This is a genomic window from Pseudomonas sp. GM24, from assembly GCF_000282235.1.
Classification (GTDB): domain Bacteria; phylum Pseudomonadota; class Gammaproteobacteria; order Pseudomonadales; family Pseudomonadaceae; genus Aquipseudomonas.
Genome location: NZ_AKJR01000016.1, coordinates 78513 through 99485, shown reverse-complemented (window position 1 = coordinate 99485; position 20973 = coordinate 78513). Strand labels below are relative to the sequence as shown.

The following is a 20973-nucleotide window of genomic DNA, read 5'->3' as shown; positions in this document are numbered from 1 at the left end:
GGCTGGGGTGAGGGTTAGCTTTTGATCTTCAAGCGGGCTGCAATTTTTTCTCAAAAACCGCCACCCCATTCAAATCCCGCAACACCACACTCATCTCCCCACTCCCCCCTTCAATATTCACCTCGCCAAAAAACTGAAACCCGGCAAACGGCGAAGTGTTCTGCGCTGGCGGTGCCTTCTCGAACACCACTTCCGGGCCAAAGGTTTTATCCAGCGGATTAGGCCCAAAGCTCCCGGCATTCAACGGCCCGGCGACAAACTCCCAGAACGGCTCGAAATCCTGAAACGCCGCGCGATCCGGGTGATAGTGATGGGCCGCGCAGTAATGCACATCTGCCGTGAGGAAGACAAAATTGCGCACCTGCTGCGCACGCAGATAGCCGAGCAACTCGGCGATTTCCACCTCGCGCCCCTGCGCCGGTCCCGGATCACCGTTAGCCACCGCTTCCCAACGCGCGACACCCGGGCTGACCTCGCCATCCGGCACGCCAAGGCCGATCGGCATGTCGGCGGCGATGACCTTCCACTGGGCTTTGGATTTCCTCAAACCGCGCTTGAGCCAGTTCAGTTGCTCACGCCCCAGGAACGGTTTCGCCGCGCCGAGGTTGTCGTCATTGGCGCCGCGATAACTGCGCATGTCGAGCACGAACACATCGAGCATCGGGCCGTAACTGATCTTGCGATAAATCCGCCCGCCGCCGTCGGCAGCCTGCAAACGCATCGGCGAGTATTCCAGCCACGCCTTGCGTGCGCGCCCGACCAGGGTGTGGATATCTTTCTCCTGATAGCGCTCGTCGAGCTGCTTGCCCGGCGACCAGTTGTTGACCACTTCATGGTCGTCCCACTGCCAGATCTGCGGCACTTCGGCGTTGAAGCGACGGATGTTTTCGTCCATCAGGTTGTAGCGGTAGTTGCCGCGATAATCGTCGAGGGTCTGTGCGACTTTGCTCTTGGCTTCGGTGGTGAGGTTGCGCCAGATGCGGCCACCTTCGGTGGTGAGCTGCGCGGGTACGGGGCCGTCGGCATAGATGGTGTCGCCGCTGTGGATAAAGAAGTCCGGCAGGCGCAGACGCATGGCTTCGTAGATGCGCATGCCGCCGATGTCCGGGTTGATGCCGAAGCCCTGGCCGACGGTGTCACCGCTCCAGACGAAACGAATATTGCGCCGCGCCGTCGGAGCGCTGCGCAGGTGACCCAACCATGGTTCGCTGGCGACGCCGGTGCGGGCGTCCTTGAAATACACGCGATAGAAAATCGCCTGATCGGCGGGCAGCCCGGTGAGCTCGACCCGAGCGGTGAAATCTGTGCGCGCATCGGCGAGCGCCGAGACCACTCGGCGGGGATGGCGAAACTGGCTGCGGGTGTCCCACTCGACCACCATATGCGCCGGGCGATCGCCGCGGCTCCAGATCATCGCGCGGTCGCCTTGCAGGTCGCCGGACTGCACGCCGTCGGTCAACTGCGGGCGATCCTTGACCGAGGCAATCACTGCCGGCGCCAGGCTTGGCATCAGCAGACCGGCGCCAACGACTTGCATGACACGCCGGCGACCGGGGTTGAAATCGATCATGATGTTCTCCCTGAAAAAAGGAAAACTTAAGCACGCGATCATGAAACACACATGACACCAGACACACCGCAGAACCAATTGTAGGAGTGAGCCTGCTCGCGATAGCGGTGTATCAGCCGACACTCATGTCACTGACAGACCGATATCGCGAGCAGGCTCACTCCCACAGGGGATTTGTGTTGTCAGTCAGGCCTTGGCGGGTTCCAGCGCCAGCTCGACGGCTTCCGGGCGTTTGACCGTCGCATAGACCACAGCGGTCAACAAACTCCCGGCGACAATCGCCAGCAAATACAACAACGCATGGTTGATCGCATTCGGAATCGCCAATACAAACAAGCCACCGTGTGGCGCCATTAGTTTGCAGCCGAAATACATCGACAGCGCACCGGTCAATGCACCGCCGGCGATGCTCGCCGGGATCACCCGCAACGGGTCTTTCGCGGCAAACGGAATCGCCCCTTCGGAGATAAAGCACAGCCCCAGCACCAGCGCTGCTTTACCGGCTTCGCGCTCAGTCTGAGCGAACTTGCGCCGCGCAATAAACGTGGCGATACCAAGCCCGATTGGCGGCACCATGCCCGCGGCCATGGTCGCGGCCATCGGCGCATAACTCTGCGACGCCAGCAGCCCCACCGAGAACGCATACGCGGCTTTGTTGATCGGCCCGCCGAGGTCGACGCACATCATGCCGCCGAGCAACACACCGAGCAGAATCGCGTTGGTGGTGCCCATGCTGTCGAGGAAATGCGTGAGCGCCCCGAGCATGCCGGCGACCGGTTTGCCGACCACGTAGATCATCACCAGACCGGTAAACAGGCTGGCGAACAACGGGATGATCAGAATCGGTTTCAGTGCTTCGAGACTTTGCGGCAAGGCGACATATCGACTGATCGCCTTGGCCGCATAACCGGCGATGAAACCGGCGACGATGCCACCGATAAAACCAGCACCCAACGTACTCGCGAGCAAGCCGCCAATCATCCCCGGCGCCAGGCCCGGACGGTCGGCGATCGAGTAAGCGATGTATCCGGCCAGCAGCGGCACCATCAATTTGAACGCGGTCTCGCCACCGATCTGCATCAACGCAGCGGCCAGCGTGCCTTCTTCCTTGAACGCGGTGATGCCGAACACAAACGACAGCGCGATCATCAAACCGCCGGCCACCACCATCGGCAGCATGAACGACACGCCGGTCAGCAGGTGTTTGTAGATGCCGGTCTTCTCTTGCTTCGCCGGAGCTTTGCCGTCAGCCGCCGCGCTTTCCACCGCACCTTCGGCCAAGGCTTTTTTCAGTGTGGCTTCGGACTGCTTCAAGGCGATCCCGGTGCCGCAACGATAGATTTTCTTGCCGGCGAAACGCTCGGTGGCGACTTCGATGTCCGCTGCCAGCAACACCACGTCTGCGTCGGCAATTGCCGCTGCACTCAACGGGGTTTTCGCGCCCACCGAGCCTTGGGTTTCGACCTGCAGTTCGTAACCCAGACGCTTGGCGGTTTGCTGTAGGGCTTCGGCCGCCATGAAGGTGTGGGCGACACCGGTCGGGCACGCAGTGATAGCGACGAGACGTGGCGCGCGCGGCGCATCAGCAACCGGTTCAGCAGCGCCGGCGACGTAAACTTCAGCCTCTTCAACTCCACGACGCAGCACCGCTTCGACATCCTGCAGCGCTTGTGCCGGGGCAATCTGGAAAACCCGTTTACCGACAAAACGCGTCATGTCGACCGCGCCTGTGGCGACCAGCAAAACCCACTCGGCCGCTGCAATGGTCGCCGCCGACAATTCGCGTTCGGGGTGCGCCGCATCGACCACTTCAACGCTGGTGCTCCAGCCCTGACGCTGCGCCGCCGCATCGAGCAAGCGCGCGCACAGCACACTGGTGACCATGCCGTTCGGGCAAGCCGTAACAATGGCTAATTTCATGACAAACCCTCTTATTGTTCTGTCAGGGGGCGCACGCGCACGCCCTGTTCGAGCTGCGCCAGTTGCGCAGCGTCGTTGATGCCAAAACCGATCTGGGTCACCGCCATCGCCGCAATCGCGGTGGCGGTGCGCAGGGTTTGTTCAGGCGTGTCGGCGCTGAGCAGACCGTGGAGCATGCCGGCCAGCAACGAATCGCCGGCACCGACCGTGCTGGCGACGCTGACCTTCGGCGGCGTGGCGTGCAGTGCCGAACCGACGCTGAACCAATTCACACCGTCAGCACCGTGGGAAATCACCACGTGCTCGATGCCTTGGGCATGCAAACGCGCCGCCGCTTGCGCTTCCGCTGCGTGTGAAACCACGTCACAACCGAGTGCATCGGCGAGCTCTTCAGTGTTCGGTTTGATCAGCCATGGACTGGCTTTCAACGCTTCGCGCAACGCTTCGCCGCTGGAGTCGAGAGCGACTTTCAAACCGAGCTGGTTGAGCCGTTCGATCAGTTCACGCAACCACTGCGCCGTGACGCCACGCGGCAAACTGCCGGCGACCACCACCGCATCGTGACCCGGTGCGATCTGCACCAGACGCTCCAGCAACGCCTGCTGCGCGGCGGCATCGACCACCGGTCCCGGGCCGTTGATGTCGGTGATGCGCCCACTCTGCTCCGCCACTTTGATATTGCTGCGCGTCTCGCCCGGCACACGGATAAACGCGTCGACAAATCCGCGTTTGGCGAACAGGGTTTCGAACGCTTGCAGATTGTCTTCGCCGAGAAAACCGCTGACCGTCAGTTGATGACTAAGGTCGGCCAGCACTTGCGCGACGTTCACGCCTTTACCGGCGGCGTGGGTGTGCATCTCGTCGCTGCGATTGACCTGACCGGCCTCCAGGCGTGGCAGTTCGACGGTGAGGTCGAGCGCCGGGTTGAGGGTCAGGGTAAGAATCTTGGCCATTACAGGGCCTCCACTAATGCGCGCACTTCATTCGCGCTGCCCACGGCCAGGGCCTGTTGAGCAAGGGTTTGCGCCTGGGTCAGGCTGAGTTCGCGGATGCGTGCCTTGACTTCGGCAATGCTGCGGCCAGAGACGCTGAGTTCATCGACACCGAGGCCGACCAGCACCGGCACCGCCAGCGGGTCCGCCGCCAGTTCGCCACAGACGCCGACCCATTTGCCATGGGCATGGGCCGCGCGCACGGTGATGTCGATCAGTTGCAGCACCGCCGGGTGCAAGCCGTCGGCCTGCGCCGACAGCGTCGGGTGACCACGGTCGATGGCTAGTGTGTACTGGGTCAGGTCGTTAGTGCCGACGCTGAAGAAGTCGACTTCCTTGGCCAGCACCGGCGCCAGCAACGCGGCGGACGGCACTTCGATCATGATCCCCAGTTGCAGATCGGCCACCGGGATTTCCAGGCGCAGACGCTCGGTCATGTCGCGGGCCTGACGCCATTCTTCGACGCTGCCGACCATCGGGAACATGATCCGCAACGGACGGTTATCCGCCGAACGCAGCAAGGCGCGCAATTGCGCTTCCATGATCTGTGGGCGCTGCAAGGTCAGGCGAATGCCGCGCACGCCGAGGAACGGGTTTTCTTCCTTGGCAATCGGCCAATACGGCAGCGGTTTGTCGCCACCGACGTCCAGCGTACGCACCACCAGCGGTCGACCGGCGAGGCCATCGAGGACGCGGCGGTATTCGGCTTCTTGCGTGGCTTCGTCCGGTGCTTGCGGATGGGCCATGAAAATCAGTTCGGTACGCAGCAGACCGATGCCTTCGGCGCCCTGCTCCACCGCGCTGATCACGCCAGCGCTTTCGCCAATGTTGGCAAAGACTTCGACGGCGTGACCGTCGGTGGTGTGTGCCGGTTGATGACGTTGTTCGGCGGCAATCTTCAGCCGTTGTTCGCGGGTATCGCGTTCTTCGGTGGCGCGTTGCAGAGTCGCGGCATCGGCGTCGACGTGCAGGCGACCGCGTTGGCCGTCGAGCAGCAATGGCGTGCCCGGTTGCAGCAGCAACACTGCCGCGCCAGCGCCAACCAGCGCCGGAATCCCGAGCGCTCGCGCAACGATTGCACTGTGCGCGGTGGCGCCGCCGCGTGCGGTGAGAATCCCCGCGACACGCGCCGGGTCCAGCCGCGCGACGTCGGACGGGCCGACTTCGTCCATCACCAGAATGTACGGTTGTTCAGGCTCGCTCGCGGTCTGCACGCCACACAGTTGCGCCAGCACGCGGCGACCGATGTCACGCAGATCCGCCGCACGCTCGGCGAGCAAGGCGTCCTGCAACGATTCCTGCTGTTTGGCCGCCGCTTCGATCACCGCCATCCATGCCGCTTCGGCGCTTTCGCCTTGTTTGAGGCGGGTGTCGACTTCGTCGGTGAGGTCCGGGTCGTCGAGCATTTCCTGATGGGTGATGAAGATCTCGCGGATGGCTTTGGCTTTGCTGCGCTCGATCAGGCCCTGAATATCGCTGCGCACATCGCTGAGCGCTTGCTTGAGACGTTCGCGTTCGATGGCAGCGGACTCGCCCCGCAGCGGATAATCGATGGTTTGCTGCACCTGGATGTGTGCCGGGCCGATAGCGATGCCGGGTGCCGCCGGGATTGCTTGCAACTGGCTGCCGGAGGCCGGGGCGAGCAGCACTTCGGCGATGTCGGCGATGACTTCGCGTTGCTGGCTCACCGCTGGCAGCGGCTCGACTTCTTCGCCGAGACCCTCTTCGATAGCGGCCAAGAGTGCCGGCAAAGCGTCGGCGGCAATGCTCGGCTCGGCGATCAACTCCAGCACCTGACCACGACGGGCGCCAAGGCTGAGCAGTTTGCTCAGACTCTTCACCGACACGGCGCTGTCCTGACCGTCGACGATGCGCACGCGAATCTCGCCATCAAAACTCTTCGCCAGTTGCGCGAGGATCTTCGCCGGGCGCGCGTGCAGACCGTGGGCGTTGGCCAGGGCAATACGCGCGCTCGGCCAGTCGGCGGGCAATTCACCGCCGAGCACTTCGAGAACTTTGCGACTGCTGGTAGCGCGGCCCAATTCATGGCCGCGACCTTCGATCAGCAACGCACACAGGCGTTCAAGCAACGCTTGATGTGCCTCGCCGAGGCTGGCCAGGCAGAACAGACCGCTAAGCGGCTGACCGAGGTAGCGCATCGGTTTGTCCGGCGTAACAAACGCCAGGCCCGGACGCTTCACCGTTTGCTCGCTGTGCAGCCACCACAAACCATCGCCCAGCGGCAGCGCTTCGACCTGCTGCAACACGCCGGCAAAACCGTTGCTCACACAATCGGCCTGACGCAGCAGACGCGCGCCACGCCAGACCAGTTCTTCGAAATCGTCGGCCGAGACACCGAGGCCAATCATCTGCGCATCGAGCGCCAGTTCCTGCGGCGCGCCTTGCAGCAATTTCAGCAGCGCCTCAGGTGAACTGGCGCGACGCAGGGCCTGGCCCAGATCGGTCTCGCCGAGGGCACGGGTCAGCAGTTGCAGCAGGCGCAGGTGTTCGTCGGATTTGGCGGCAATGCCAATCGCCAGATAAACGATCTGGCCATCGCCCCAATCCACGCCTTCCGGGAACTGCATCAGGCGCACGCCAGTGGCGAACACCTGATCGCGGGTTTCCGGGGTCCCGTGGGGAATGGCAATACCTTGACCGAGAAAGGTCGAGCCCTGGGCTTCCCGTGCCTGCAATCCAGCGAGGTAACCGTCGGCAACCAGACCATCGGCCACCAGGTGATTGGCGAGCAGTTGCAGGGCAGCGGGTTTATCCACAGCCGATTGGCCCATGGATATCTGCTCTATAGTGAGCTCGAGCATGCGATCTCCTTTTTGGCGCTTCATGAGTGCCAGGTATTGTTTTGGATGGTTTGCAGCTTAGGCGCTTTACCGCTTTGCTTTTCAGCGGCAGTTTTGGCGGTTTCACGGCAGAACCGGCCAAAGACGTCTAAAACGTAGAAAATACGCTTGCTGAAACGTTTAATCTAGATTGATCGGCACGTTACTCGATAATGTCCCATCCTTGAAGTCCAACTTGTCGGATGCGCTGCGACAATAGTCGCCTGCCCTAATCGGGTAGGATTGGCGAAAATGTCGCGGCAAGCTCGAAAAAACAAGGAAATCCCGGGTTGAAACTCAGTGATATCGCGCGGTTGGCCGGAGTGTCCGTGACCACCGCCAGCTACGTCATCAACGGCAAGGCCGAACAGCAACGCATCAGTAACGCCACCGTCGAGCGGGTGCGGGCGGTGGTCGATCTGCACGGCTTCACGCCAAACCCTCAAGCGGCCGGGCTGCGCAGTCGGCATACGCGCACGCTGGGCTTTATTCTGCCGGATCTGGAAAACCCCAGTTACGCGCGGATCGCCAAGCTGCTCGAACAAGGTGCGCGAGCGCGCGGCTATCAATTACTGATCGCCAGCTCCGACGATGCGCCGGACAGCGAGCGGCAGTTGCTGCAACTGTTCCGCGCGCGTCGTTGTGATGCGTTGATCGTCGCCAGTTGCCTGCCCGCCGGCGATGACAGCTATCGGCAGTTGCAGGCCAAAGGGCTGCCGATCATCGCCATCGACCGGGTCATGGAGCCGGAACATTTCTGCTCGGTGATCAGTGACGACCGCGAAGCCAGCCTGCACCTGACCCAGAGCCTGCTCGATCCGCAACCGAAGCAGATTGTGCTGCTCGGCGCGCGCCCGGAACTGAGCATCAGCCAGGAACGTGCCGCCGGTTTCAAAGAGGCGCTGGTCGACTTCAAAGGCGAAGTGCTGGTCGAACACGCCGAATCCTTCAGCCGTGAGTGCGGCAAGCAACTGATGGAAGAACTCCTGCAACGTCTGGGACATTTGCCCGACGCGTTGGTGACGACTTCCTACGTGCTGCTACAAGGCGTGTTCGATGCGCTGCATGACTTCCCGCTGAAATCGCGGCCGCTGCGCCTCGGCACCTTCGGCGATACGCAGTTGCTGGATTTCCTGCCGCTGCCGGTCAACGCCATGGCCCAGCAACACCAGTTGATCGCCGACCAGGCGCTGGAACTGGCGCTGGCCGCTGTCGAGCAGTCGGAGTACAAGCCTGGCGTGCAGGCCATTGCGCGCACCTTCAAGCAGCGTATTCACCGGGACTGAGCCGTGGAGCTGATCGACAGCCACACCCACCTCGACTTCCCCGACTTCGACGCCGACCGCTCGGCGTTGCTCGCCGAAAGCCGCGCCCTCGGGGTGCGGCGGATGGTGGTGTTGGGTGTCCATGAGGGTAATTGGCAACGGGTGTGGGATCTGGTGCAGAGCGATGCGGATTTATACGCGGCATTCGGTCTGCACCCGGTGTATCTCGATCAGCATCGCCCCGAAGATTTGTCGGCACTCGGAGATTGGCTGACGCGATTGCGCGGTCATCGGCAGTTGTGTGCGGTGGGCGAGATCGGTCTGGATTACTTCATCGAAACCCTCGACCGCGAGCGGCAACAGGCGCTGTTCGAGGCGCAGCTACAACTGGCCGCGGATTTCGAATTACCGGCATTAATCCACGTTCGCCGTAGTCATGCGGCAGTGATCTCAACGCTCAAACGCTTCAAGCTCAAACGCGCGGGAATCATCCACGCCTTTGCCGGCAGCCGTGAAGAAGCGCGGGAGTACATCAAACTGGGTTTCAAACTGGGTCTGGGCGGCGCGCCGACCTGGCCACAGGCGTTGCGCATGCATCGAGTGATTGCGCAATTGCCGCTGGAGTCGATCGTGCTGGAAACCGATTCGCCGGACATGGCGCCCGCGATGTTTCCCGGTCAGCGCAACAGCCCGGCGCATTTGCCGGCGATTTGTGAGGTGCTGGCCGAGTTGATGAGCATCACAACCCAGCAATTGGCCAGACAAAGTACCGCTAATATCGAGGAATTATTTGATTGGCATTAGACCATATCGGGTTCAGCTCTTGTAAACGCGAATAGCCTTGAATGCCCCAACCACTAACCTTAAAAGGCCCGCGACTCTAACAAAAACCTTATAAAAATAAAAAACAAAACGAACGACTGCTTCGACACCACAAACCCAACAACAGCCGCTCGCATACCTGACTGCTTCCTTACATGTCGAGCAAGACAACCAGACTTCGACTTACCCCTCACACAGTATATTGCTGTCAAGGGTACGTATAATAAATGGAGTTTTCTCCACTCACATCTGCGAAGGGAAGGTCAAAAACGAATCTGACATAAACGCGGGCTCGTCTATTTGCCCCTATATAACCTCCGACGCGCCAAGGATTCCATTGATTGTCTTGGCGCATGCTGTCCGGAGAGTCGATTCCCCACCACTGGTTTGAATCAAAACTGAAATGGATGTTCGCCTTATGCCGGCTAAAACCGTCTGGATCATTAATGGTGTAGTGGGACGCATAGCAATAAAACATTCCGCCGTCATTACCCCACCAGTAAGTATATTTAATTTGCCCACGATAGACTCTATTATCCGCAATCAAAATCCCCTCGTAGGTTTTTGCACCTTTGGATAACTTATCAATCTCCTCGCTCGTGAGAATATTTTTCTCAGTGACGTTCTCGATGTTTTTTGTAGAGCCGGGAGTAGCATCTTTATCTTTCATGATCGCTCCATGGATCGGGATAACAATAGTCGAAATATAAGTGCAGCCTTTGTTAGGCCAACATTAGTAAATCTGACTATTTCATCATGCTCTACTGTCAAACCTGACAGTCCCGACAAACGGCTATCGCTGATCTTGCGGTGTTTTTTATACCTGATCACATAGCGTTCAACTGTTCCCGTTGCCAATTATTTCCTGCCGATAACATTCACTCAGCCCACCGATAGCGTTGAGGTGGCCGCAGGCGTTATGCATGCATCGAGTGATTGCTCTTTTGATCCTGGCTTGAAGAAAAGATCAACAGATCGCAGCCTCTTTTCACTCGACAGCGCCTACAAATCAGTCGGCATGCGCCTTGGCGGCCTCCAGAACCAGCGTCAGATGCTGACGCTGGCGCGCGTAACGGACGACCACGAAGTACACGAAGATCGTGATCAGTGATGCGTTCAGTTGCTCGGTGACGCTAAGCAATCCCACCCATTCCATCGCCAACGCCACCAGCAGCGCGGTGCAGACTGTTACTGAAGCGCTGAAACGCAGTAGCGCCAGTGAATCGAGGGACTTGAAGCGCTTGATCTGTTGCGGGCAACGCAGCTCCAGCGCTTGCTGGCACTGCTCGCAGCTGAACGGTTCATTGATCGAGATGGCATTGAGTTGCCACGGTTTGAGCAGCAGCGTGGTCTGGCAATGAGCACAACGGCCCTGGACTCCCAGAGTTGCGGCAGACATGAGCGGCCTCCTCTACCGAACGATTGGGTATGGATACTGGCTCATTGCAGGGGAAATGCCAGAGTCTGCAGAGAAACAGGATTGGGCTTACGGGCCGAAGTGAAAAAGTACTACAAAAGGTTCTGATATAACCCAGAACCCGGTGGGAGCGAGCCTGCTCGCGAAGGCGATGTGTCAGGTGACAGAGATGTCACTGACAGATTGCATTCGCGAGCAGGCTCGCTCCCACAGGTTTCGTGCGTGCCTCAGACGCGGAAGGCGCTGATCAGCTGTTTGAGTTCTACCACCTGGGCCGACAACGCCCGGCTGGCATCTTCGGTCTGGTGCGCACCTTGCGCCGTACGTTCGCCGGCGCGGTTGATCTCGACAATGTTCTGGTCGATGTCGTGGGCCACTGCCGTTTGCTGTTCAACCGCAGCGGCGATCTGCTGGTTCTGATCGACGATCATGCCCACCGCGCCGAGGATGTTTTCCAGCGCCTGCTGGACCTTCTCCGACTGCCCGACCGTGCCATTGGCCATCTGATGGCTGACGCCCATGGCTTTCACCGCCGCGCCGACGCCGCCGTGCAGTTTGGCGATCATCTGTTCGATTTCTTCGGTCGATTGCTGGGTGCGTTTGGCCAGGGTGCGCACTTCGTCGGCAACCACAGCAAAACCGCGTCCCTGCTCGCCAGCACGGGCTGCTTCGATCGCGGCGTTGAGCGCGAGCAAGTTGGTTTGTTCGGCGATGCTCTTGATCACTTCCAGTACGCGACTGATCGCCTGGCTGTCACTGGCCAACTGGTTGATCACCAACACCGACTGATCGATTTCGCTGGCCAGCGCGGCAATGCTGCCCTGTTGTGATTCGACCAGACCGCGACCGCTGATAGTCTCGTCATTCACACTGTGGGCACTGCTCACCGCTGCGGCGGCACTGCGCGCCACCTCCAGTGAGGTTGCCGACATCTGATTCATCGCCGTCGCCACTTGCTCAATCTGCGTGCGCTGTCCGGCGACCGCCTGGTTGCTTTGCGCCGAGACGCTTTCAACCTGCCCGGCCTGGCGCTCGACCTCGGCGACGGTCTGCCCCACGCGCTCGATCAAGTCATGAATCTTGCGCACCGTGCCATTGAACACTTCGCCCAACTCACCCAATTCATCGCGACTGTTGGCCTTGAAGTTGACCGTCATGTCGCCGGCCGCGACCTTGTCCATCATCGCGCCCAAGCGTTTCAGCGTGGTGCGGGTCGAGGCGTAGAAACCACCGTAAAGGTAGAAAATCAGCACAAACACCACCGACAGCGCCACCGCCTGCAAGACCATGTGCGTGCGGTTTTGCGCCAGACGTTGCTGCAATTGAGTGTCGAGGAATTTCAACGTGGCTTCGTTGAGCTGGTAAGTCCGGTCGATCAGCCCGGTGACCTGATCGTAAAACGCCTGCCACGGTGCATCGAGCGTGTCAGCCATCACCACTTGTTCTTCGAACAGTTCGCTGGCCTGTTTCAGCGAGCCCTTGCTGCTCTCGGCCGCCGCGCTGAGGTTTTCCCGCGCGGCTTTGCTGGAGCCGAGGGCGTCCTGCAGCTTCAGGCCGTATTCGGCCTGGAGTTTTTCGATCTGCACCATCAGCTCATCAAAACGCGTGCTCGACGAACTGTTAAGAAAACCCTGGCCCAATGAATACGAACCCATGGCCCGGCCTTCGCCGAGGGTTTGCGTGACGGTCGGCGTGATCAGGGTGACCAGTTCGCTGAGCTGACGGATATCGCTCTGATTATCGCGGCTGAGTCCGGCCTGACTGCTGACGATCTGGCTGAAAATCTGCGCACTGGCCAACAATTTGCCGATCAGCGCGCTTTTGCTTTGCAGCGAGTTTTCCGTTTGCTGGGCCTTGAACGCGGCGATCATTTCATCGCGTTTGCCGTCGAACACCTGAATCTGTTGGGGATCGTCGGTCATCGCTGTCAGCCCTTGCAAGCGCGTCAAAACCGCTTGCTCGAGGGTGGTGATCTGCGCCTCGACATTGCCGGCCTTGCCGGACTGGCCGAGGGTGACGTTGATCTGCACCAGATTGTTGAGGGTTTCCAGATCCCGGCGCAGGGCCAGGCTGCTGCCCAGCAGATCGAGGCTTTGCAGTTCGACCCGAGTGCCCTGGAATTCGCGATAGGAATCGCGCACCAGATAGAAATTGGTCACCAGCATCGGCACCAGGAACAGCACGCTGATCAGGCTGAACTTCATGCCGAAGCTCAGACGGTTCATCAGCGAGACGGCGGGATAGAGCAAGCTCTTCACTGGAAGTCTCCCTTGGTTTTTCTTGTTTTTATTGGCAGGCGCGGGGCGACAGCAGATAGCCACTATCGGGCGCCATCTCTGTATAGCTCAAATCGAAGGGAGGTTTTGTAACTTAAGGTTAACGACATCGCAGCCCGCGACACACAGACCTCCTCGTAGGAGCTACCGCAGGCTGCGATCTTTTGATCTTTCCTGAATCAGTGAACCAGAACCGTCCACAAGGCAAACCCGGCATACCACAGCACCGCCGCGCGCAGCAGCAGTTCCCACAGGCAATCGAGGGTGTTGATGCCGTCCGGCCCGACCACGGGAGGTGGAATCTCCCCCGCCGCCAGACCGACCCGATTGATCAGTTGCGCCGCGCTGATATTCCAGTTGAGCAATTCATGCAGCATCACCCGACTGACCGCGACAAAGTTGCCGACCAGCGCCAGACTCGCGGCCAGCAAGCGCACTGGCAGCCAGTCGAAGGCATGCCGCAGTTGCGCGGCGCGCTCGACCAGAGCCGGGTTCTGACCGTGCTCTTGGGCCAGCGCCAGCAGGCGATACGCCAATGCCGCCACCGGGCCGAGCACGAAATACCAGAAGATCACCGCAAAAAAGCTCTGATAAGCCTGCCACAGCAGATGCCCCTGCACGCTTTCAAGCAACTGCTCACCGCTGTCGGCGCAAATGTTCAGATCGCGTTTGGCCACATGTGCCGCCGCTTGCAGATCCTCGCGACGCCAGGCATCGCGAAACGGCCCAAGACCGCCAAGCAAGTCGCCGCGCCCCAGGCTGTAAATCACCACCAGCAAATGCACCGGCAACGCCAGCAAGCCGTAGGCCACCGGCTCCAGCACCACTAGCAACAGCGCCAGCAACGCCACCGGAAACAGCACCAGAATCGTCAGCACCAGCCAGGGCTGTTTGGCCAGCCGCGCGCTGGTTTCGAGTTTGTTCAGTTCGCGGATCCATCCGCCATCGCGTTGAACCCGATGGCGCAGGGCCGAAAACTTCTCGATCCACAACGCCAGCAGTAACACCAGAAAACTCATTGTCCTTCCTCTTGTGCCAGGGCTGCGCGATAACGCGCCCAGTCGAATGCCGGGCCAGGATCGGTCTTACGCCCGGGTGCTATATCGCTGTGCCCACAAATGCGGGCGCCGGTGATGGCCGGAAATGCGCTTTGCAATTGGCGGGTCAACGCCGTCAACGCCTGATACTGCGCGTCGGTGAACGGTAGATCATCAGTGCCTTCGAGCTCGATGCCCACGGAAAAATCGTTACAGGTTTCCCGTCCTTCGAAGACCGACACGCCGGCATGCCACGCCCGCTCAAGACAGGAGACAAACTGGGTGACCTTGCCGTCACGTTCAATCAGAAAATGCGCCGAGACGCGCAGGTCAGCGATCCCGGCAAAGTAGGGGTGTTCGGTGACATCCAGACGATTCTGGAAAAACTCCTGCACCTTGCCCGTGGCAAACTGCGCCGGCGGCAGGCTGATGTTGTGAATGACCAACAGGGAAATTTCGCCCGCCGGGCGTTCATTGAAGTTGGGCGATGGGCAGACCTGCACCCCGTGACACCACCCGCTAGCGGGATCCAACTGCATACCGATTCCTTCAACGCCGACTGTGTAGGCGCCCAGTATGCCGCGATCAGCCCCCGGCGTGCGATCACTTGCCGCGATTGAGTCGCCGCAGATTGCCCAGCACCGACTCCAGCGCGCGGTCGAACAGCAAGGTGTCATCCAGCGCACGTACCGCGCCGCGCTCGAATTCCACGGCCAGCGCGCTACGGCTGCGCTCCAGCACCTTCATGCCGGTGCGATCGACAAATACATACTTGCCGGTGGCTTCGATGATGGCCGCCAGTTTGCAGCGCAGACTGTGTTCATCGTCTTCCTGAAACGCCACCCAACTGCCCAGGCGCAGTTGCTCGACCTGGCGCAGACCGGCGGCATCGTGGGGCAAGCGTACCGACGTCAATGCCATGCTGCTGTCGTCGGCGGTTTGCAGCACGATCTGCTGCGACACCTCGATCATGGGCGCGGCCTGATCAGCCGCAACGGAACGCTCCAGTACCTGCACATGCAGGGCTTCCAGTTCACTGAAAAACTCGCTGGTGGCAAAGGGGTCAAACGCCGAACTGCTCAGACCATCACGCAGCGACTTGAGCAACCCCGGCACCAGTGCCAGCAAGCGCAAGCTGGATTCAGCGTCTTCATGACGCTGCACACTCCAGATCAATTGCTCCATGGTCTGCACATCGGCCTGCCATTCGGCTGACTGATCACCATGCTTGAGGCACGTCAACAGCAATACTTTGCTCCAGGCGTCCTGTACGAAGGTGACCACGGACGGTGGAAGTACTTTACCCAGCAGCGCTTGATTCAACGCCCGCTCGACCCGGCGCCGCGCCAGCTCGGTTCTCGCTCGCCCCTCTTCGGCGTCACGCAGGCGCTGTTCAAGCAACTCGCTGCGGCGGCGCTCATCGCTGGTGAAGGCGAGAAAATCAGCCAGTAACTCGGAGAAAATCGCCGGATCATCGACAAAATCGGTCAGCAGACGCTGCACCACTTGTTCGATACGCAGGTACAAGCTGTCGCGCGCCTCACCGTCGCAGCCGCCCCAGCCCATGGCCGCCTCGGCGATTTCGTTGAGCAGGCGCCGCGCCGGATGACTGCTGCGGCTGAAGAAACTCTTGTCGAGCACCGCGACCTTGAGCATCGGGATCTGCAACCGGGCGATCAGGGCCTTGAGCGAATCCGGCACATTGCGGTCTTCAAGAATGCAGTCGAAGACCATGGCAATCAGATTGATCACGTCTTCGTCCGCATCGCCCACGATCCGCGATTTGCCACTTCTGACGCTGACCCGGGTCAGCAGTTGTTCGAGCTGATTGCGCAGATCGAAGTCATCCTGAGCCGCCAGCGTCGGCACGTACTGTTGCAAGTGCGAGAGCAGGCGCAGCAGGTCGCGAGTGGAAATCGGCTGCGCCGCAACGCTGGATTCCAGCGTCGGCGCGACACTGCCACGGACGTGCGCGAGCAGTTGCTGCAGTGCGGCGAAAACCTCCTGCACGCCTTCGTCGACGGGCGGCGTGTCGTCGCTTTCATCGCTGTTCACATTGGCGATCGCACGATCAATCGCACGGCGCGCCGGGGCCGCTTTCAGCTCGGGCAACACTCCGGTGGCGAGCAGCAATTGATTTGCTTCGGCGTAAAGCTGCTCGGTGTCGGTCAAGACATAACGCTCGAAGAGTTTGAGCAGGATCAGCTTGACCTTGATCTCCACGCCCAGGTTTCGCCCGGCCTGCAGGAAAAACTCGCAAAGCATCGCCGGGCCAAGCGGGTTGTGTTGATCGTCGAGGGTGTTGCCGAGCAGCGCGTTAAGCCGCGCGGTCAGTTGATCGAGCGCGAAGCCGTCACGCTTGAGTACGCGACCAACCATGGTCTCGACCGCCACGCTGCGCTCCATGTCGTCGCTGCGGGGGGCCAACTCGTCGTATATCAAGGCATGGGGCAGCGTGTTGTGCGTGGGATCGTATTGCGTCAGACCGACGAAGGCTTCGAAGAATTGCTCAAGAAAGCCGCGCTCGATGTTTTTACGCTTGAGGCGCAGGTCGCGCATGGCTTCGAAAAAGATGTTCTGCTCAATGTCGTTGCGCGCCCGGTCGGCCATTTCAAACAGTGTGTCGTCGGCGTTATCGAACAGTTCCTGCAAACCGTGACGCAGTTGCTGGGCAGCCTTGTCGCGAACCTGAAGCAGAATCACAGGCAGGCGGGCGAGCGGCGAATGATTCGCCTGATCGGTAGCAGCCTTGTGCAAAGGCACTACTTTCCCGTCGTTGTGCATCCAAGCCTCCTGAAACGGTGATTCGTTCGGTCACTTTCAACATAAGCCTCCTGTGGGAGCGAGCTTGCTCGCGAAGGCGATCTGTCAGTGACATTGTTGGTGACTGACACTGCGCTTTCGCGAGCAAGCTCGCTCCCTCAGGTCTCAACAACTTTGGCCGCTCTACACGTCAAAGCTATGACGTCAAATGCAAGGCGAATTATCTTTCATAACTTGCACCCGGCGCCATAGCCGTCAGGGTTTCCCCTATACAGCCCCTTTCAGTGACCACGCCTGGCCGGTTTTGCTCAAAGAAAATCGACCGGATGCAGGCTGGCACGCGCGTTCTCGCCTTGGGTTGGCTCGCGCCATGCCCCTATAATCGAACCACTTTGTTTGTGGAGCCCGTTATGCCGAATCTACGTCTCGCCGATTTGACCGCCGAAATCGAAGCCAACGTGCGCCGTGCGTTGCTCGAAGACATCGGCAGCGGCGACATTACCGCGCAACTGATCCCGGCCGAACGTCTGGCCAAAGCCACCATCATCACTCGCGACGCAGCTGTCATCTGCGGCACCGCTTGGGTCGATGCAGTGTTTCGCCAGCTTGATCCGCGGGTCGCGGTGCACTGGCAAGTGATCGATGGCGAGCGGGTAAAGCCCAATCAACCGCTATTTCATCTGGAAGGCCCGGCCCGTTCGCTGCTGACCGGTGAACGCAGTGCGCTGAACTTCCTGCAACTGCTGTCCGGTGTGGCCACGCGCGCGCAGTACCTGGCCGATTTCGTCGGCACCACTCAGGTCAAGTTGCTCGACACCCGAAAAACCCTGCCAGGCCTGCGGTTGGCGCAGAAATACGCGGTGACCTGCGGTGGCTGCCACAACCATCGCATCGGTCTGTACGACGCGTTCCTGATCAAGGAAAACCACATCGCCGCCAGCGGTGGCATCCCGCAGGCCATTGCCGCCGCGCACAAGATTGCGCCGGGCAAACCGGTGGAAGTCGAAGTGGAAAGTCTGGAGGAGCTGAAAGAGGCACTGGCCGCCGGCGCCGACATCATCATGCTCGACGAACTGAGCCTGGATGACATGCGCGAAGCCGTGCGCCTGAACGGCGGCAAGGCGAAACTGGAAGCCAGCGGCGGCATCAACGAAAGCACACTGCTGCCGATCGCCGAAACCGGGGTGGACTACATCTCGATTGGCGCGATGACCAAGGATGTCAAAGCGGTGGACCTGTCGATGCGCTTGAGCCTCTGAAGGATTCACGCAATAAAAAACGCCAGCCCGGTTGAGGCTGGCGTTTTTGTTTCAGACCACCAGATTATTCATCTCGCAGTACTCGTCCCACTCGACACCCAGCACTTCGGCCGCCTCTTTGTGCAGCACAAGGCGCTGTGCCTCGAACTCCTGCGGCGTGCTCGTGTACTTGAGTGTCAGCTCCCACGGCTGCAGGCCCTGGGCTTCGGCTTCGTCTTCGAATGCCCACTGAATCTGGTCTTTCTGATCGTCGGAACTGAGATCCTTGATCTCTTCCAGCAGCTGGGGCGCATCAAGCTTGTACTTTTCCAGCGCTTGTTCGTGACGTTGCTCTTGAGTTAGTTCGGTCATGGCGTTCTCGCTGATCGTAAGAATGGAGGATGGATCTGGATCATCAAGGATCTCTCTGACGCGGATTTTTCCGGCCTTCGGAACCATTCGGGATCATCTGAAAACTGCTGGGCGATGCTCATGCAGGCACTGAATATAGGACGTTTGCATGACGAATTACACGGCTCTTTACATCTCTCGCACAAAAAGTTGACCTGCGGAACATAAATGCGGATTTCGAGTCATAGCGATGTGCCACTTCGGCACGTCTCCGCTGTTCACAAGGAAAACCAGTGATGCGCAGCTTTTCGAAGATTCTCTCTGTTGTGCCCGCTACCGCGCTGATGGCTGTTCTGGCCCTGCCTGCAAACGCAATGGCTGTCGAGTTGAGCAGTAGCAGTTCCTCCTACGGCGACAAGGTTGCCCTGATTCACAACGATTACGGCAAAGATGTCGTCATCAGAAGCGACATCAGCGTCGACGAACTGCAAAAAATGCGCGATACGATCAGTGACCAGTCGCGGCAGATCGAAGAGCTCAAACGCAGCAACGGTTCGAACTCCAGCTCCAGCGGCAAGGAAATCGATGATCTGAAAAACAAGGTCAAAGACCAGGACCGTGAACTGGACACGCTAGGTCGTCAGGTCGAAGACCTCAAGCGCAACAGTGGCTCCAGTTCCAACTCGAACAGCAGCGAGATTTCGAATCTGAAGCAGAAAATCAACGATCAGGATCGGGCGATGGATCAGCTCAAACGTACCGTCGAGGATCTGAGCCGCAAGGTAAAGTAGAGAAAATGGTGTTGAGACAGGACCCCAACCCAGACGGAAAACCCCAGCACTATCCTGAATAAATAGAGCTGAGATTTTCTTCTGGCTAAACGATGTACTTTTTGTGAAGTGCTGGCCCTCCTTGCGAGGGCCAGCGGCTCAATTGACAGACTCGGACGGTTTGAGCTTCGGGCGAGTTAAATCGTAGAACCGCATGATCCCCTTCTGGCACGGTTTCTCTACGAACTTCCAGATGAGCGCCGCACAGGCGATGGACGTGATCGCTACAAACCAAAACCGAGTGTAGGGGCCGTAGTCAGACAGTAACTGTTCCTGTGTCGTCAGACGGATTACGACTTGGTGAATCAAGTAAACAGAGAAACTGATTTCGCCAAGGAACACTAGGGGCCGCCACGACAAGGCGCGCGACACGATACCTTTGTCCATATAGAAGCATGTGATGACGGCGGCAAAGAGCAACGCCATCGATGAATGCCGAAAAAACTCAGATAACGCAATATGCGAAGCCCCAACGATCACAGACGCTGAAGAGCTTAGGAATGGTGTAACAAAGATAATCGACAGAATTGCCAGAATTTCTAGAACAGTAGCCGGACCTTTCTTGACTGCATCCAGTTGTGCACCAGACAAAAGCCGCTGACAAACAATGCCAAGCATGAACTCTTGAATTCGACTAACCGGACTGATGTAAACCAAACCGTGCGATGAAATCTGATTAAGTTTATCTGCGGCGTAATAGACAACGCCGAGCGCGTCCAGCGCATACGCGAACAACCCGCCAAAAGCTATTGCCGCACAAAGCTTCAACACTGGCGTGCTGGAGAACCACAGCAGCAACAGCGGGAACGCCATGTAAAAGAATATCTCTGTGGAAATACTCCAAGAGACAGCGTTGAACGAGAAGTAGACATCAGGAATTGGAACTGCTGCGTGCAGCATCAACAAGTTCAGAATCAGTGTATAGACGTTACTGGCTGACTCTAACAACTCGCGCTGATAGGGAATGCAGGCCAGTAGCATCAATGTGCAAAATGCATGTGCTGGCCAAAGCCGTGCAAACCGAGCAACATAAAACCTCGACAGTCCTCCGCGAATTCCTTTTTCCGAATAAACGTGAGAAAGAATAAAACCGGACAACACGAAGAAAAAAGTCACCCCAGCATCAAGCGGAAGTCCTGCCAGAAATTCCGGTGGAAAAAAATTCCCTTTGGCGTGGTGAATAAGAATCGCGAATGCCGCAAAAAATCGGAGGGCCGTTAGCCCTCCAATCTGTCTTGTGCTCATTTTGTGACATACCCTGTCGACTGAAATTTTCGGGATACTATCACGATTGCATCTGGCCACTGGTCACTACGCGAACAGGTGCCTGCCTGGGACCAACCGTTTAGCGATTAGGCTGTGCCGTTGGCTCTAGCGCCCAGGCGCGATTTTGCAGGTCGCGGGCTTCCTTAAGGTAATTTCCTGGTAAATGCCTAGCGACATACGGCGCCACTTGCCATGCCGATGGAATCTGAAGAACCAGGACTTGGTGATATTGGTGGCGACGGCATAGGAATGATGGTGTGAAAGTTGCCGAACGCCGAAGAACGTTGATGTGGTGCCCGAGACAGGAATCGAACCTGCGACCTTCGCGTTACGAGTGCGCTGCTCTACCGGCTGAGCTACACGGGCGGTGGGCTAAACCTAGCACC

General features: G+C 59.1%; 16 protein-coding genes and 1 tRNA gene. 4 read left to right on the top strand and 13 right to left on the bottom strand.

The features are described 5' to 3' along the window. Window positions 1-28 precede the first annotated feature (28 nt). The 4 genes from PMI23_RS02150 to ptsP all read right to left on the bottom strand — a co-directional run bounded on the left by PMI23_RS02150 (window position 29) and on the right by ptsP (window position 7304). The gene (locus tag PMI23_RS02150) at window positions 29-1570 is read right to left on the bottom strand and encodes an alkaline phosphatase D family protein (protein ID WP_007915293.1); all 1542 of its coding nucleotides are present in this window, start codon (window positions 1568-1570) and stop codon (window positions 29-31) included. Window positions 1571-1756: 186 nt separating this feature from the next. Then, entirely contained in the window at window positions 1757-3490 is a 1734-nt protein-coding gene (locus tag PMI23_RS02145; protein ID WP_007915291.1) for a PTS fructose-like transporter subunit IIB, read from the bottom strand. An 11-nt stretch (window positions 3491-3501) separates the two neighbouring features. After that, window positions 3502-4443, bottom strand: coding sequence for a 1-phosphofructokinase (gene pfkB, locus PMI23_RS02140; protein WP_007915289.1), 942 nt, complete (start codon window positions 4441-4443; stop codon window positions 3502-3504). Continuing rightward, entirely contained in the window at window positions 4443-7304 is a 2862-nt protein-coding gene (gene ptsP, locus PMI23_RS02135) for a phosphoenolpyruvate--protein phosphotransferase (RefSeq protein WP_007915287.1), read from the bottom strand. Before ptsP ends, pfkB begins: the two co-directional genes overlap by 1 nt. A 308-nt stretch (window positions 7305-7612) precedes the next feature. Between ptsP and cra the strand changes: the two genes are divergently transcribed. Both cra and PMI23_RS02125 read left to right on the top strand, forming a co-directional pair. After that, window positions 7613-8608, top strand: a complete 996-nt coding sequence (cra, locus tag PMI23_RS02130) for a catabolite repressor/activator (RefSeq protein ID WP_007915285.1) — start codon at window positions 7613-7615, stop codon at window positions 8606-8608. 3 nt (window positions 8609-8611) lie between these two features. Continuing rightward, window positions 8612-9391: a TatD family hydrolase gene (locus PMI23_RS02125; protein ID WP_007915283.1), complete on the top strand. Its 780-nt coding sequence runs from the start codon at window positions 8612-8614 to the stop codon at window positions 9389-9391. Window positions 9392-9617: 226 nt separating this feature from the next. Here PMI23_RS02125 and PMI23_RS02120 read toward each other — a convergent pair whose 3' ends face one another. The 6 genes from PMI23_RS02120 to PMI23_RS02095 form a co-directional block, all read right to left on the bottom strand. Beyond that, window positions 9618-10079, bottom strand: a complete 462-nt coding sequence (locus PMI23_RS02120; RefSeq protein ID WP_007915281.1) for a hypothetical protein — start codon at window positions 10077-10079, stop codon at window positions 9618-9620. Between the two features lie 339 nt (window positions 10080-10418). After that, a complete protein-coding gene (locus PMI23_RS02115) occupies window positions 10419-10808 on the bottom strand; it encodes a hypothetical protein (protein ID WP_007915279.1) in 390 nt (129 codons plus the stop codon). A gap of 245 nt (window positions 10809-11053) precedes the next feature. Further along, complete coding sequence (locus PMI23_RS02110; protein ID WP_007949616.1) at window positions 11054-13084, bottom strand: methyl-accepting chemotaxis protein; 2031 nt, start codon at window positions 13082-13084, stop codon at window positions 11054-11056. Window positions 13085-13281: 197 nt separating this feature from the next. Beyond that, window positions 13282-14121 carry a regulatory signaling modulator protein AmpE gene (gene ampE / locus PMI23_RS02105; RefSeq protein ID WP_007915275.1) on the bottom strand — a complete coding sequence of 280 codons (840 nt, stop codon included), beginning with the start codon at window positions 14119-14121 and terminating at the stop codon, window positions 13282-13284. Further along, window positions 14118-14678, bottom strand: coding sequence for a 1,6-anhydro-N-acetylmuramyl-L-alanine amidase AmpD (gene ampD, locus PMI23_RS02100; protein WP_007915273.1), 561 nt, complete (start codon window positions 14676-14678; stop codon window positions 14118-14120). The genes ampE and ampD overlap by 4 nt, the downstream gene beginning before the upstream one ends. 64 nt (window positions 14679-14742) lie before the next feature. Then, window positions 14743-16923, bottom strand: a complete 2181-nt coding sequence (locus tag PMI23_RS02095; RefSeq protein ID WP_007915271.1) for a DUF1631 domain-containing protein — start codon at window positions 16921-16923, stop codon at window positions 14743-14745. Window positions 16924-17312: 389 nt separating this feature from the next. On the opposite strand from PMI23_RS02095, the gene nadC reads away from it, so the two are divergent. Next, a complete protein-coding gene (nadC, locus tag PMI23_RS02090; RefSeq protein ID WP_007915269.1) occupies window positions 17313-18161 on the top strand; it encodes a carboxylating nicotinate-nucleotide diphosphorylase in 849 nt (282 codons plus the stop codon). A gap of 51 nt (window positions 18162-18212) precedes the next feature. On the opposite strand, the gene PMI23_RS02085 is transcribed toward nadC, so the two are convergent. Further along, a complete protein-coding gene (locus PMI23_RS02085) occupies window positions 18213-18512 on the bottom strand; it encodes a DUF6388 family protein (protein ID WP_007915266.1) in 300 nt (99 codons plus the stop codon). Between the two features lie 275 nt (window positions 18513-18787). Between PMI23_RS02085 and PMI23_RS02080 the strand changes: the two genes are divergently transcribed. Further along, window positions 18788-19282 carry a hypothetical protein gene (locus tag PMI23_RS02080; protein WP_007915265.1) on the top strand — a complete coding sequence of 165 codons (495 nt, stop codon included), beginning with the start codon at window positions 18788-18790 and terminating at the stop codon, window positions 19280-19282. A gap of 138 nt (window positions 19283-19420) precedes the next feature. On the opposite strand, the gene PMI23_RS02075 is transcribed toward PMI23_RS02080, so the two are convergent. Both PMI23_RS02075 and PMI23_RS02070 read right to left on the bottom strand, forming a co-directional pair. Next, entirely contained in the window at window positions 19421-20566 is a 1146-nt protein-coding gene (locus PMI23_RS02075; protein ID WP_081498747.1) for an acyltransferase family protein, read from the bottom strand. A 311-nt stretch (window positions 20567-20877) separates the two neighbouring features. Continuing rightward, a tRNA-Thr gene (locus tag PMI23_RS02070) sits at window positions 20878-20953 on the bottom strand. Between the last annotated feature and the right edge of the window lie 20 nt (window positions 20954-20973).